This window comes from Escherichia sp. TW09308, from assembly GCF_000208565.1.
GTDB lineage: Bacteria > Pseudomonadota > Gammaproteobacteria > Enterobacterales > Enterobacteriaceae > Escherichia > Escherichia marmotae.
Map to the genome: position 1 here is coordinate 286,202 of NZ_AEME01000001.1, position 15,042 is coordinate 301,243.

Here is a 15,042-nt window from a genome sequence, read left to right on the forward strand (position 1 = left end):
TTTAGCTTTTTGTGCAAGCCGTAAAATATATTCTTACGTTCTATTTTTTGCTAAAAAATCGCAGCAACTTCATTATTTAAACAGCGTGAGATGAAATATTTTTGTGGTAGAGCTAATTTGGCTTTTATTGATAGAAACATATTTCACAGTGATAAGGAGATAAAATAGCAAGAACATTTAAATTATAAAATAAAAGCATGCGTTAGAACGCTTAATTAATAAAGTATCTATAAGCGCACCCCTTTTTATCTTCCCGACGCATCAGTTTATATTGTGATGAACATCACAACTTTATGCACCGGAGTGGAAAGTTGCAATAAAAAATATGAAGCAATAATGTTTGCATTGCGCTCGACGCCAAAAAATATCCAATCTTTTCAATATGATAGTTATTTGGCAATCAGAATTTACTTAGTTAACATCTTTCATTTGTCAACCAATTATGGCCTTTAGTTTGCTTATTTTTAGTCAAATCTACTGTCCCTTAATGTGACTTACTTCACTTACATTCACTTATTTTTCTTCGTAAAATTACTTTGGAATTAAGTACAATAAAAAGAGGAAATTTTATGACGTCTGCACTAAAAAAAAGTGTTGTGAGCACATCTATATCCTTAATACTGGCATCAGGTATGGCCGGATTCGCGGCTCATGCAGCAGAAGATGTAAAACTGAAAGCAACAAAAACTAACGTGGCTTTTTCGGATTTTACGCCAACTGAATACAGTACCGAAGGAAAGCCGAATATTATCGTACTGACCATGGATGATCTTGGGTATGGACAACTACCGTTTGATAAAGGGTCTTTTGATCCAAAAACAATAGAAAACAGGGAAGTTGTCAATACCTACAAAATAGGTATTGATAAAGCCATCGAAGCGGCTCAAAAATCAACGCCAACTCTTCTTTCTTTAATGGATGAAGGTGTACGTTTTACTAATGGTTATGTCGCTCACGGTGTTTCTGGTCCATCCCGTGCTGCAATTATGACGGGCCGAGCGCCTGCCCGTTTTGGTGTTTACTCCAATACCGATGCTCAGGATGGTATTCCCCTGACAGAAACTTTCCTGCCCGAATTATTCCAGAATCATGGCTATTACACCGCGGCTGTGGGTAAATGGCATCTGTCTAAAATCAGTAATGTCCCGGTTCCGGAAGATAAACAAACCCGTGACTATCATGACAACTTCACCACATTCTCCGCGGAAGAATGGCAACCACAAAACCGCGGCTTCGATTACTTTATGGGGTTCCATGCAGCGGGAACAGCCTATTACAACTCACCTTCGCTGTTCAAAAATCGTGAACGCGTACCTGCAAAGGGTTATATCAGCGATCAGTTAACGGACGAAGCAATTGGTGTTGTTGACCGGGCTAAAGCACTCGACCAACCATTTATGCTTTATCTGGCTTATAACGCGCCGCATCTGCCGAATGACAATCCAGCACCGGAGCAATATCAGAAGCAATTCAATACCGGTAGCCAAACTGCAGATAATTACTACGCATCGGTTTACTCCGTCGATCAAGGTGTAAAACGGATTCTCGAACAGTTGAAGAAAAATGGTCAGTACGACAACACCATTATTCTCTTTACGTCTGATAATGGTGCGGTCATCGATGGCCCACTACCGCTAAATGGTGCGCAAAAAGGCTATAAGAGTCAGACTTATCCTGGCGGAACGCATACGCCGATGTTCATGTGGTGGAAAGGAAAACTTCAGCCAGGAAATTATGACAAGTTAATTTCTGCTATGGATTTCTACCCTACTGCTCTGGATGCTGCCGATATCAACATTCCAAAAGATCTTAAACTGGACGGCGTTTCATTACTCCCGTGGTTGCAAGATAAGAAGCAAGGCGAACCCCATAAAAACCTGACCTGGGTAACGTCCTACTCTCATTGGTTTGATGAGGAAAATATTCCATTCTGGGATAATTACCATAAATTTGTCCGCCATGAGTCAGATGATTATCCTCACAATCCGAATACCGAGGACTTAAGCCAGTTCTCTTATACGGTGAGAAATAATGATTACTCTCTTGTCTATACCGTGGAAAATAACCAGTTAGGTTTGTACAAACTCACCGATCTACAACAAAAAGAGAATCTCGCTGCTGCTAAACCACAAGTTGTTAAAGAGATGCAAGGTGTGGTAAGCGAGTTTATCAACAGCAGCCAACCGCCGCTTAGTCAGGTGAATCAGGAGAAGTTTAACAATATTAAGAAAGCACTTAGCGATGCCAAATAACTAACCCCTTATGCGGCGGAGATTTTCCGCCGCCTTATTGAGTGAGATAGCAATGCACGTTACAGCCAAGCCCTCCAGTTTTCAATGTAATCTCAAATGTGATTACTGTTTTTATCTTGAAAAAGAGTCGCAATTTAGTCATGAAAAATGGATGGATGACAGCACTCTGAAAGAGTTCATTAAACAATACATTGCTGCCTCAGGTGATCAGGTCTATTTTACCTGGCAAGGCGGCGAACCTACTCTCGCGGGTCTTGATTTTTTTCGTAAGGTTATTCACTACCAACAACGCTATGCTGGGGGAAAAGGTATTCATAATGCGTTACAAACCAATGGTATTTTATTGAATAATGAATGGTGCGCCTTTCTCAAAGAGCATAAGTTTCTGGTCGGTATTTCAATTGATGGCCCGCAAGAATTACATGATCGTTACAGACGCAGTAATTCTGGTAATGGGACATTTGAAAAAGTCATGACGGCAATTGATCGTCTGAAGAAGTATAAGGTTGAGTTTAATACGCTAACTGTCATTAACAATATTAACGTCCAACATCCTCTTGAGGTTTATAACTTTTTAAAATCTATCGGTAGTAAGCATATGCAGTTTATAGAACTACTGGAGACGGGGACACCGAATGTAGATTTTACGGGCAATGGTGAGAATACGTTCAGTATCATCGATTTTTCTGTTCCACCCACCGCCTATGGCAAGTTTATGTCAGCTATTTTTATGCAGTGGGTTAAAAATGATGTTGGTGAAATATTCATTCGCCAGTTTGAAAGTTTTGTCAGCCGTTTTCTGGGAAATGGGCATACTAGCTGTATTTTCCAGGAGTCATGTAAAGACAATCTGGTAGTGGAAAGTAATGGTGATATTTATGAATGCGATCATTTTGTCTACCCGCAATATAAAATTGGCAACATCAATAACGCTGCACTAAAAACGATGAAAAGCGTGCAGTTGACTGCACAAAAAAAGTTGATATCAAAAAAATGCCAGCAATGTGTTTACAAGCCAATTTGTAATGGTGGTTGTCCTAAACATCGCATCACAAAAGTGAATAATGAGGTAGTATCGTACTTCTGTGAAGGTTATAAAATCCTATTTACAACTATGGTGCCATATATGAATGCAATGGTTGAACTCGCTAAAAATAAAGTCCCCCTTTATCACATTATGGATGTCGCAAAACGAATGGAGAGTAATAAATAATACTCCTGCATTCACTCCGGTCATATCATCCTTCTTACGACTTCAGCAGAACACCCGGCACAGACTCAGGCCGGGGGGTTCAGCCATCATTATCTGTTGTTCTGGAGGAGCGTCTTCAGACATGCTTTTGCAATACTCTTGATAATCAAGGGCATGAAAGTAACCAGTACAACAATAATTATCAATACATATCATATAGTTACAGACACTTAAGTAAATTTCATCAGTAAATCATTGCTATAGCCAATCATTGGGTGGCACAATCAAATTTCGTTAATGATAATTGTTCCCATTACCATTTGTATGCTAATTGCAAAGTACCTCTGCTTGCTGAAGCCTTTTTGGCTACGTAAGAATAATAAAACTTCAGTATTATTAATCATTATTATCCTCGCCATGATCCTTGGCGTGGTTAAAATTCAGGTCTGGTTGAATGACTGGAACAATGATTTTTTCAATGCGCTAAGCCAGAAAGAAACCGATAAACTTTGGCAGCTTGTCCTGTGGTTTCCTGCTCTGCTGGGGATCTTCGTATTAATATCCGTTAACAAAACATGGTTAATTAAACTACTGACTATTCGCTGGCGCGAATGGTTAACAGATTACTACCTCAATCGTTGGTTTACAGATAAAAACTACTACTTCACACAGATCTACGGCGAGGATAAGAATACCGATAATCCTGACCAACGTATCGCTGAAGATATCCTTCTATTGATCAGCAAAACACTTAGCCTTTCATTCGGATTCATTCAGTCACTGAGTATGCTGATTACCTTCACCGTTATTCTGTGGCAAAGCGCGGGGACACTCTCATTCACGGTTGGTGGAACGGAGTGGAATATCCAGGGTTATATGGTTTATACCGTCGTGCTCATTGTTATTGGTGGCACGTTGTTTACCCATAAAGTGGGTAAACGTATCCGCCCGCTTAATGTGGAGAAGCAACGTAGCGAAGCGACTTTTCGAACTAACCTTGTGCAGCATAATAAGCAAGCGGAGTTAATTGCATTAAGCAATGCTGAAACGCTGCAACGTCAGGAGTTGAGCGACAATTTTCATACAATAAAAGACAACTGGCACCGTTTAATGAATCGTCAGCGTTGGCTTGACTATTGGCAGAATGTTTATTCACGCTCGCTTAGTGTTCTCCCCTACTTTCTATTGCTACCGCAGTTTATCAGCGGGCAGATCAATTTAGGTGGGCTGATGAAATCACGTCAGGCATTTATGTTGGTATCCAACAATCTGAGTTGGTTTATTTATAAATACGATGAACTTGCAGAGCTGGCAGCGGTTATCGATCGGTTGTATGAATTTCATCAACTTACTGAACAGCGCCCGACAAATAAACCCAAAAATTGCGATCATGCCGTTCTGGTTGCTGATGCCAGTATCCGTACCCCCGATAATAAAGTCATATTAGAAAACCTGAACTTTCATGTTTCTCCAGGTAAATGGCTACTGCTGAAAGGATACTCTGGTGCGGGAAAAACAACGCTGCTTAAAACATTATCCCACTGCTGGCCGTGGTTTAAAGGTGATATTTCTTCTCCTGCAGACAGTTGGTATGTGTCACAAACGCCGTTAATCAAAACCGGCTTACTGAAAGAGAACATTTGTAAAGCACTTCCGCACCCTATAGACGATGAGCCGTTGAGCGAGGTGTTGCATCAGGTTGGGCTGGGTAAATTGGCTACGCGCATTAATAACCACGATCGTTGGGGAGATATTCTTTCCAGCGGCGAAAAACAACGTATTGCGCTGGCTCGGTTAATTTTACGACGTCCGAAATGGATATTTCTCGACGAAACAACGTCACATCTGGAGGAGCAAGAGGCTATCCGTTTACTGCGTTTAGTGCGCGAAAAATTACCTGAAAGCGGTGTGATTATGGTGACCCATCAGCCTGGTGTTTGGGATCTGGCGGATGATATTTGTGACATTAGCGCGGTTTTATAAAAACGATAAATGCCCTGCTATACGGAGATAAAAATAAATGAAGCGAGTTCTTATTTCTGGCGTCATTTTATGTGGCGCTGGCGCTGATATGGCGCAGGCCGTCGACGACAAAGACAAGTATATGCCTGTTTTTGAAGAGATGACAGTCTATGCCCCTGTCCCTGTGCCCGTAAACGGTAACACGCATTACACCAGTGAAAGCATCGAGCGTTTACCGGCAGGTAATGGCAATATCAGCGATTTATTAAAAACAAACCCAGCGGTGCGTATGGATTCAACGCAAAGCACCTCGTTGAATCAGGGGGAGATCCGCCCGGAGAAAATATCCATTCACGGTGCATCGCCCTACCAGAATGCCTATTTGATTGATGGTATTAGCGCCACCAATAACCTGAACCCGGCGAATGAATCGGATGCCAGCAGTGCAACCAATATTAGCGGGATGTCACAGGGTTATTATCTTGATGTCAGCTTACTGGACAATGTCACGCTTTATGACAGTTTTGTTCCGGTTGAATTTGGTCACTTTAATGGTGGGGTGATAGATGCAAAGATCAAACGCTTTAATGCTGATGATGACAGCGTAAAGCTGAGTTATCGCACAACGCGTTCGGACTGGTTAACGTCTCATATCGATGAGAATAACAAGAATGCATTTAACCAGGGGGCTTCAGGAAGTATTTATTATTCTCCCGACTTTAAAAAGAACTTTTACACCTTGTCATTTAATCAAGAACTCACTGATAACTTTGGCGTGACTGCTGGTTTCTCTCGCCGCCAGTCTGACATTATCCGCGCAGATTATGTTTCGAATGACGGTATTGTTGCAGGTCGGGCGCAGTATAAAAACGTTATCGATACAGCATTAAGTAAATTTACCTGGTTTGCCAGTGAGCGTTTTACCCACGATTTAACCTTTAAATATACCGGTTCTCGCCGGGATTATAATACCAGCACCTTCCCCGAGTCTGACCGCGAAATGGGCAACAAATCTTATGGCCTGGCATGGGATATGGACACACAACTCGTATGGGCCAAACTGCATACCACTGTCGGCTGGGATCATATCAGTGACTATACCCGTCACGACCATGACATTTGGTACACCGAACTCTCATGCACATATGGTGATATTACAGGACGTTGCACCCGTGGCGGGCTGGGGCATATTTCGCAGGCTGTTGATAATTACACCTTCAAAACACGACTTGACTGGCAAAAAGTTGAAGTGGGCAATTTCTCGCATCAGCCTTACTTCGGTGCGGAATACATCTATTCCGATGCATGGACTGAACGCCATAATCAGTCTGAATCTTATGTAATTAATGCCGCAGGAAAGAAAACTAACCATACCATTTACCATAAAGGTAAAGGTAGCCTTGGAATTGACAACTACACGCTGTACATCGCGGACCGTATTAGCTGGCGCAATGTGTCGCTGATGCCTGGCGTGCGTTATGACTATGACAACTACCTGTCAAACCACAATATCTCTCCCCGCTTTATGACGGAATGGGATATTTTCGCTGATCAAACCTCAATAATTACCGCCGGATATAACCGCTATTATGGCGGAAATATTCTCGATATGGAGTTACGAGACATCCGTAATAGTTGGACAGAATCAATTTCAGGCAATAAAACTCTCACCCGTTATCAGGATTTGAAAACACCCTATAATGACGAACTGGCAATAGGTTTGCAGCAAAAGATCGGTAATAACGTTATTGCGCGGGCAAACTATGTTTACCGTGAGGCGCATGATCAAATCAGTAAAAGTAGTCGTACCGACAGCACAACGAAAACAACGATTACTGAGTATAACAATGACGGTAAAACTAAAACCCATTCGTTCAACGTGAGTTTTGAACTGACAGAACCTCTGCATGTCAGCCAGGTGGCTATTAATCCGCAAATTGTCTTCAGCTATATCAAGAGCAAAGGCAATTTGTCATTGAATAATGGTTATGAAGAGAGCAATACCGATGATAACAAGGTAGTTTACAACGGTAAACTTGTCTCTTATGACAGCGTCCCGGTGGCGGATTTTAATAACCCGTTAAAGATTTCCTTAAATATGGATTTCACTCATCAACCAAGCGGACTGGTGTGGGCGAATACACTGGCCTGGCAAGAAGCACGCAAAGCTCGCATCATTCTGAGTAAGACGAACGCGCAATACATCAGCGAATATTCAGATTACAAGCAGTACGTTGACGAGAAACTGGATAACAGCCTGACCTGGGATACCCGTTTATCCTGGACACCCCAATTTCTTAAGCAGCAAAACCTGACGATTAGCGCCGACATTCTGAATGTGCTGGATAGCAAAACCGCTGTTGATACAACAACCGCCGGTGTGGCGACTTACGCCAGCGGTCGTACTTTCTGGCTTGATGTCAGCATGAAATTTTAAAACTTCGGATTTTACTTTACCGGGTAAATTCACCTGGTTTTCGCATGGAGATGATTATGAGAAACCTCTGTTTCTTACTGACTTTAGTGGCAACACTGTTGTTGCTTCCTGGACGACTTATTGCCGCGGCATTACCACAGGATGACAAGTTAATTACCGGGCAACTGGAAAATGGCTTGCGATATATGATCTATCCACATTCACACCCTAAGGATCAAGTGAATTTGTGGCTGCAAATTCATACCGGTTCATTGCAGGAAGAGGACAACGAGCGCGGCGTGGCGCATTTTGTTGAGCATATGATGTTTAACGGTACAAAAAGCTGGCCTGGTAATAAAGTCATCGAAACTTTTGAATCGATGGGGCTGCGTTTTGGCCGCGATGTTAATGCCTATACCAGCTATGACGAAACGGTGTATCAGGTAAGTTTGCCAACAACGCAGAAACAAAATTTGCAAAAAGTGATGGCAATCTTCAGTGAATGGAGCAATGCCGCCACCTTTGAAAAACACGAAGTAGACGCTGAACGTGGCGTAATTACCGAGGAATGGCGCGCGCATCAGGATGTTAAATGGCGCACATCTCAGGCGCGTCGCCCTTTCCTGTTGGCAAATACACGCAATTTAGACCGTGAACCGATCGGTTTGATGGATATTGTCGCAACGGTCGCGCCGGAACAACTGCGCCAATTTTATCAACGCTGGTATCAGCCGAATAATATGACCTTTATCGTCGTTGGTGATATCGACAGTAAAGAAGCGCTGGCGTTGATAAAGGAAAATTTAGGTAAACTTCCGGCAAACAAAGCGGCTGAAAATCGCGTATGGCCAACGGAAGCAGAAAACCGCCGGCGCTTTAATATCATTAATGATAAAGAAAATCGGGTGAACGGTATCGCACTCTATTATCGCATGCCAATGGTTCAGGTGACCGATGAACAAAGCTTTGTCGAACAGGCAGAATGGAGCATGTTGGTTCAGTTGTTTAATCAGCGATTACTGGAACGGATCCAGTCCGGTGAGTTGAAGACTATTTCCGGTGGCACCGCGCGCAGTATTAAAATTGCGCCTGATTATCAGTCGCTGTTTTTCCGTGTAAATGCGCGGGACGATAATATGCAGGATGCTGCGAATGCATTAATGGCAGAACTGGCAACTATCGACCAACATGGTTTTTCCGTTGCAGAGCTTGATGATGTAAAAGCCACCCGTCTGACCTGGCTGAAAAATGCGGCTGAGCAACAGGCTGAACGCGATCTGCGGATGCTGACCAGCCGCCTGGCATCCAGCTCGTTAAATAATACGCCATTCCTTTCACCGGAAGAGACATACCAGCTTTCTAAACGCCTGTGGCCACAAATTACCGTGCAAAGCCTGGCGAAAAAATGGCAGCAATTAAGAAAGAACCAGGACACATTTTGGGAACAAATGGTCAACAATGATACTGCAGCCCAAAAAGCATTATCTCCTTCAGCCATTACGGCGCTGGAAAATGAATATGCCAACAAGAAACTGGCGGCTTATGTCTTCCCTGGCAGAAATTTATCTTTAACGGTAAACGCTGATCCGCAAGCAAAAATAACCAGCCAAAAAAGACTGGCTGAAAATCTGACGTCACTGACCCTTTCTAATGGCGCAAACGTCATTCTGGCAAAATCTACGGGCGAAGAAGAAAAGCTGCAAATTATTGCCGTCTCTGATAAAGGCGATTTGAGTTTCCCTGCGGGACAAAAATCACTTATTGCGCTGGCAAATAAAGCCGTTAGCGGTAGCGGAGTTGGCGATCTCTCCTCTTCCAGCCTGAAACGCTGGAGCGCAGAAAACTCAGTGACCATGAGCAGTAAAGTCAGTGGCTTGAATACACTACTGTCTGTTAGCGCACGGGCTAATAATCCTGAACCCGGTTTTCAGTTAATTAACCAGCGGATCACCCGCAGCACAATTAACGACAACATTTGGTCATCGTTACAAAATGCTCAAATTCAAGCGTTGAGAACGCTCGATCAACGCCCGGCAGAGAAATTCGCTCAGCAGATGTACGAAACACGCTATGCCGATGAGCGCACGAAATTACTGCAAGAAAAACAGATTGCACAGTTTTCTGCCGCAGACGCATTGGCTGCCGATCGTCAGTTGTTTTCTTCCCCAGCAGATATCACTTTTGTGATTGTCGGTAATGTGGCAGAAAACAAACTCCTGCCGTTAATTACGCGTTACTTAGGATCAATCAAACGTTCTGATTCAGCATTGGCAGCAGGTAAACCATTAACCCGCGCGACGGATAACGCGGCTGTTACTGTAAAAGAACAAAATGAACCTGTAGCACAAGTTTCACAGTGGACGCGGTATGATCCCCGGACACCTATTAACCTGGCGACACGCATGGCACTGGATGCATTCAACGTCGCATTGGCAAAAGATCTGCGGATAAATATTCGTGAACAGGCATCCGGAGCATACAGCGTTTCTTCTCGTCTCTCGGTTGATCCTAAGGCCAAAGATATCAGCTATTTGCTGGCTTTCACCTGTCAACCTGAACGTCATAGCGAACTGTTAACATTGGCGAATAAGGTAATGACTAAACGTCTGACTAAAGGGATCAGTCAGCAAGAGCTGGACGAATATCAGCAAAATATTCAACGCAGCCTCGATATTCAGCAAAATAGCGTTCAGCAATTAGCGAACACTATTGTGAATAGTATTATTCAATATGATGATCCTGCTGTGTGGATGACGCAGGAGAAAGTGTTAAAGAATATGACTGTGGAAAATGTTAATGCTACAGTTAAAGAATATCTGAGTAAACCCGCGAATACCTACACTGGAGTATTGCTGCCAAAATAATAACTTACCCCCGCCAACTTTGTTGGCGGGGTATTCTGTATAATTAACGTGTTTGTTTGACAACCTTTGAAAGTTTTTCAAAAAATTAACCGCGAACTAATAATGATATTTTAAAGGCCAATTTTTATGTGATAATTTCGGAGGGTAATAGAACGGACTAAAATAACAATAAAAAGAGTGATGTTATCATTGATTATCTTCCTATCTTATTGTTTTTACTTGTCAAAATAAAAAATCCATTTTCAAACAACAAAATAAAATTAGGATTTTGTTATTTGAAACCGAGGCCTTTACGCTTGCTTACTTTATCAATAAATCCTACTTTTTTTAATGCGTTCCAATCATTTTAAGGAGTTTGAAATGGATAAGAAGCAAGTAACGGATTTAAGGTCTGAACTACTCGATTCACGTTTTGGCGCGAAATCTATTTCCACTATCGCGGAATCGAAACGTTTTCCGCTGCATGAAATGCGCGATGATATCGCCTTCCAGATTATCAATGATGAATTATACCTGGATGGCAATGCCCGACAAAACCTCGCCACATTTTGTCAGACCTGGGACGATGAAAATGTTCATAAGCTGATGGATCTGTCGATCAATAAAAACTGGATCGATAAAGAAGAATATCCGCAGTCCGCAGCAATTGATCGCCGATAACATTTGACGCAATGCGCAATAAAAGGGCATCATTTGATGCCCTTTTTGCACGCTTTCGTACCAGAACCTGGCTCATCAGTGATTTTCTTTGTCATAATCATTGCTGAGACAGGCTCTGTTGAGGGCGTATAATCCGAAAAGCGAATACGCGTTTCGATTTGGTTTGCCTCGCGATCGCGGGGTGAAAATGTTTGTAGAATACTTCTGACAGGTTGGTTTATGAGTGCGAATACCGAAGCTCAAGGAAGCGGGCGCGGCCTGGAAGCGATGAAGTGGGTCGTTGTGGTGGCATTGCTCCTGGTGGCAATTGTCGGCAATTACCTTTATCGCGACATTATGCTGCCGCTGCGTGCGCTGGCCGTAGTAATTCTGATTGCTGCAGCGGGTGGTGTCGCGCTGTTAACGACAAAAGGTAAAGCAACCGTTGCTTTTGCCCGTGAAGCGCGTACCGAAGTCCGTAAGGTCATTTGGCCGACTCGCCAGGAAACATTGCACACCACGCTGATTGTGGCTGCGGTTACCGCAGTAATGTCACTGATCCTGTGGGGACTGGATGGTATTCTGGTTCGCCTGGTATCCTTTATCACTGGCCTGAGGTTCTGAGATGTCTGAAGCTCCTAAAAAGCGCTGGTACGTCGTTCAGGCGTTTTCCGGTTTTGAAGGCCGCGTAGCAACATCGCTGCGTGAGCATATCAAATTACACAACATGGAAGAGTTGTTTGGCGAAGTCATGGTCCCGACTGAAGAAGTCGTTGAGATCCGTGGCGGTCAGCGTCGCAAAAGCGAACGCAAATTCTTCCCTGGCTACGTCCTCGTTCAGATGGTGATGAACGATGCGAGCTGGCACCTGGTGCGCAGCGTACCGCGTGTGATGGGCTTCATCGGCGGTACTTCCGATCGTCCGGCGCCAATCAGCGATAAAGAAGTCGATGCGATTATGAACCGCCTGCAGCAGGTTGGTGATAAGCCGCGTCCGAAAACGCTGTTTGAACCAGGTGAAATGGTTCGTGTTAATGATGGTCCGTTCGCTGACTTCAACGGTGTCGTTGAAGAGGTTGATTACGAGAAGTCTCGTCTGAAAGTCTCTGTTTCTATCTTTGGTCGTGCGACCCCGGTAGAACTGGACTTCAGCCAGGTTGAAAAAGCCTAACACAGCGATCAAAAAAGCGGCGATTAAATCGTTGCACAAGGCGCGAGATTGGAATACAATTTCGCGCCTTTTGTTTTTATGGGCCTTGCCCGTAAAACGATTTTTTATATCACGGGGAGCCTCTCTGAGGCGCTATTACCCAACTTGAGGAATTTATAATGGCTAAGAAAGTACAAGCCTATGTCAAGCTGCAGGTTGCGGCTGGTATGGCTAACCCGAGTCCGCCAGTAGGTCCGGCTCTGGGTCAGCAGGGCGTAAACATCATGGAATTCTGCAAAGCGTTCAACGCAAAAACTGATTCCATCGAAAAAGGTCTGCCGATTCCGGTAGTTATCACCGTTTACGCTGACCGTTCTTTCACTTTCGTTACCAAGACTCCGCCGGCAGCAGTTCTGCTGAAAAAAGCGGCTGGTATCAAGTCTGGTTCCGGTAAGCCGAACAAAGACAAAGTGGGTAAAATTTCCCGCGCTCAGTTGCAGGAAATCGCGCAGACCAAAGCTGCCGACATGACCGGTGCCGACATTGAAGCGATGACTCGCTCCATCGAAGGTACTGCACGTTCCATGGGCCTGGTAGTGGAGGACTAAGAAATGGCTAAACTGACCAAGCGCATGCGTGTTATCCGCGAGAAAGTTGATGCGACCAAACAGTACGACATCAACGAAGCTATCGCTCTGCTGAAAGAGCTGGCGACTGCTAAATTCGTAGAAAGCGTGGACGTTGCTGTTAACCTCGGCATCGACGCTCGTAAATCTGACCAGAACGTACGTGGCGCAACTGTACTGCCGCACGGTACTGGCCGTTCCGTTCGCGTAGCCGTATTTACCCAGGGCGCAAATGCTGAAGCTGCTAAAGCTGCAGGCGCTGAGCTGGTAGGTATGGAAGATCTGGCTGATCAGATCAAGAAAGGCGAAATGAACTTTGACGTTGTTATTGCTTCTCCGGATGCAATGCGCGTTGTTGGCCAACTGGGCCAGGTTCTGGGTCCGCGCGGCCTGATGCCAAACCCGAAAGTGGGTACTGTAACGCCGAACGTAGCTGAAGCGGTTAAAAACGCTAAAGCTGGCCAGATCCGTTACCGTAACGACAAAAACGGCATCATCCACACCACCATCGGTAAAGTGGACTTTGACGCTGACAAACTGAAAGAAAACCTGGAAGCTCTGCTGGTTGCGCTGAAAAAAGCAAAACCTACTCAGGCGAAAGGCGTGTACATCAAGAAAGTTAGCATCTCCACCACCATGGGTGCAGGTGTTGCAGTTGACCAGGCTGGCCTGAGCGCTTCTGCAAACTAATGCCTTTACGTGGGCGGTGATTTTGTCTACAATCTTACCCCCACGTACGTTAACGAAAGTTAGCGGCTAAAAAGATTTGTTCGTTGGAGCCTGGCCTAATCCAGGCCTCCGTCGAAGACCGCAGGTGTTTCGTAAGAGACTTAATACCCTGCGTAGACGGTGACAGAACGCTAAGATTATTCTTTTATATTCTGGCTTGTTTCTGCTCACCGTAATTAAGACGCTCTCTCCGTTTGGAGGAGTGAAGTGAGTTCCAGAGATTTTCTCTGGCAAACATCCAGGAGCAAAGCTAATGGCTTTAAATCTTCAAGACAAACAAGCGATTGTTGCTGAAGTCAGCGAAGTAGCCAAAGGCGCGCTGTCTGCAGTAGTTGCGGATTCCCGTGGCGTAACTGTAGATAAAATGACTGAACTGCGTAAAGCAGGTCGCGAAGCTGGCGTATACATGCGTGTTGTTCGTAACACCCTGCTGCGTCGTGCTGTTGAAGGTACTCCGTTCGAGTGCCTGAAAGATGCGTTTGTTGGTCCGACCCTTATTGCATACTCTATGGAACACCCGGGCGCTGCTGCTCGTCTGTTCAAAGAGTTCGCGAAAGCGAATGCAAAATTTGAGGTCAAAGCCGCTGCCTTTGAAGGTGAGCTGATCCCGGCGTCTCAGATCGACCGCCTGGCAACTCTGCCGACCTACGAAGAAGCAATTGCACGCCTGATGGCAACCATGAAAGAAGCTTCGGCTGGCAAACTGGTTCGTACTCTGGCTGCTGTACGCGATGCGAAAGAAGCTGCTTAATCGCAGTTATCTGTTTAACGCATTCGCTTACGTATAAACTTATTCTGATATTCAGGAACAATTTAAATGTCTATCACTAAAGATCAAATCATTGAAGCAGTTGCAGCTATGTCTGTAATGGACGTTGTAGAACTGATCTCTGCAATGGAAGAAAAATTCGGTGTTTCCGCTGCTGCTGCTGTAGCTGTAGCTGCTGGCCCGGTTGAAGCTGCTGAAGAAAAAACTGAATTCGACGTAATTCTGAAAGCTGCTGGCGCTAACAAAGTTGCTGTTATCAAAGCAGTACGTGGCGCAACTGGCCTGGGTCTGAAAGAAGCTAAAGACCTGGTAGAATCTGCTCCGGCTGCTCTGAAAGAAGGCGTGAGCAAAGATGACGCTGAAGCACTGAAAAAAGCTCTGGAAAGAAGCTGGCGCTGAAGTTGAAGTTAAATAAGCCAACCCTTCCGGTTGCAGCCTGAGGA

10 protein-coding genes and 2 pseudogenes are annotated in these 15,042 nt (G+C 44.5%); all 12 read left to right on the forward strand.

The genetic code is table 11. The annotated features are described in order from the left end of the window. The first annotated feature begins 569 nt into the window (after nucleotides 1-569). On the forward strand, nucleotides 570-2,252 hold the full coding sequence (locus ESM_RS0101540; RefSeq protein ID WP_024257652.1) for a sulfatase-like hydrolase/transferase: 1,683 nt from the start codon (nucleotides 570-572) through the stop codon (nucleotides 2,250-2,252). 52 nt (nucleotides 2,253-2,304) lie between these two features. Next, nucleotides 2,305-3,465 (forward strand): anaerobic sulfatase maturase, encoded by a 1,161-nt coding sequence (locus ESM_RS0101545; RefSeq protein ID WP_000558514.1) that lies wholly within the window; start codon nucleotides 2,305-2,307, stop codon nucleotides 3,463-3,465. Nucleotides 3,466-3,741: 276 nt separating this feature from the next. Beyond that, complete coding sequence (locus ESM_RS0101550) at nucleotides 3,742-5,427, forward strand: ABC transporter ATP-binding protein/permease (RefSeq protein ID WP_010375887.1); 1,686 nt, start codon at nucleotides 3,742-3,744, stop codon at nucleotides 5,425-5,427. A gap of 37 nt (nucleotides 5,428-5,464) precedes the next feature. Further along, nucleotides 5,465-7,843, forward strand: a complete 2,379-nt coding sequence (locus ESM_RS0101555; protein ID WP_000832510.1) for a TonB-dependent receptor plug domain-containing protein — start codon at nucleotides 5,465-5,467, stop codon at nucleotides 7,841-7,843. Nucleotides 7,844-7,899: 56 nt separating this feature from the next. Continuing rightward, entirely contained in the window at nucleotides 7,900-10,686 is a 2,787-nt protein-coding gene (locus ESM_RS0101560; RefSeq protein ID WP_001244962.1) for a M16 family metallopeptidase, read from the forward strand. A 360-nt stretch (nucleotides 10,687-11,046) separates the two neighbouring features. Continuing rightward, nucleotides 11,047-11,343, forward strand: a pseudogene (locus ESM_RS0101565) (pyridoxal-dependent decarboxylase); the annotation flags it as partial. A 222-nt stretch (nucleotides 11,344-11,565) separates the two neighbouring features. Next, nucleotides 11,566-11,949, forward strand: a complete 384-nt coding sequence (gene secE, locus ESM_RS0101570; protein ID WP_001275702.1) for a preprotein translocase subunit SecE — start codon at nucleotides 11,566-11,568, stop codon at nucleotides 11,947-11,949. Nucleotide 11,950: 1 nt separating this feature from the next. Further along, a complete protein-coding gene (nusG, locus tag ESM_RS0101575; protein WP_001287521.1) occupies nucleotides 11,951-12,496 on the forward strand; it encodes a transcription termination/antitermination protein NusG in 546 nt (181 codons plus the stop codon). Between the two features lie 158 nt (nucleotides 12,497-12,654). Continuing rightward, entirely contained in the window at nucleotides 12,655-13,083 is a 429-nt protein-coding gene (gene rplK / locus ESM_RS0101580; RefSeq protein WP_001085926.1) for a 50S ribosomal protein L11, read from the forward strand. 3 nt (nucleotides 13,084-13,086) lie between these two features. Beyond that, nucleotides 13,087-13,791 carry a 50S ribosomal protein L1 gene (gene rplA / locus ESM_RS0101585; RefSeq protein ID WP_001096679.1) on the forward strand — a complete coding sequence of 235 codons (705 nt, stop codon included), beginning with the start codon at nucleotides 13,087-13,089 and terminating at the stop codon, nucleotides 13,789-13,791. A 292-nt stretch (nucleotides 13,792-14,083) separates the two neighbouring features. After that, on the forward strand, nucleotides 14,084-14,581 hold the full coding sequence (gene rplJ, locus ESM_RS0101590; protein WP_001207201.1) for a 50S ribosomal protein L10: 498 nt from the start codon (nucleotides 14,084-14,086) through the stop codon (nucleotides 14,579-14,581). A 66-nt stretch (nucleotides 14,582-14,647) separates the two neighbouring features. After that, a pseudogene (gene rplL / locus ESM_RS01000000123730) lies at nucleotides 14,648-15,014 on the forward strand (50S ribosomal protein L7/L12). Nucleotides 15,015-15,042: the final 28 nt, after the last annotated feature.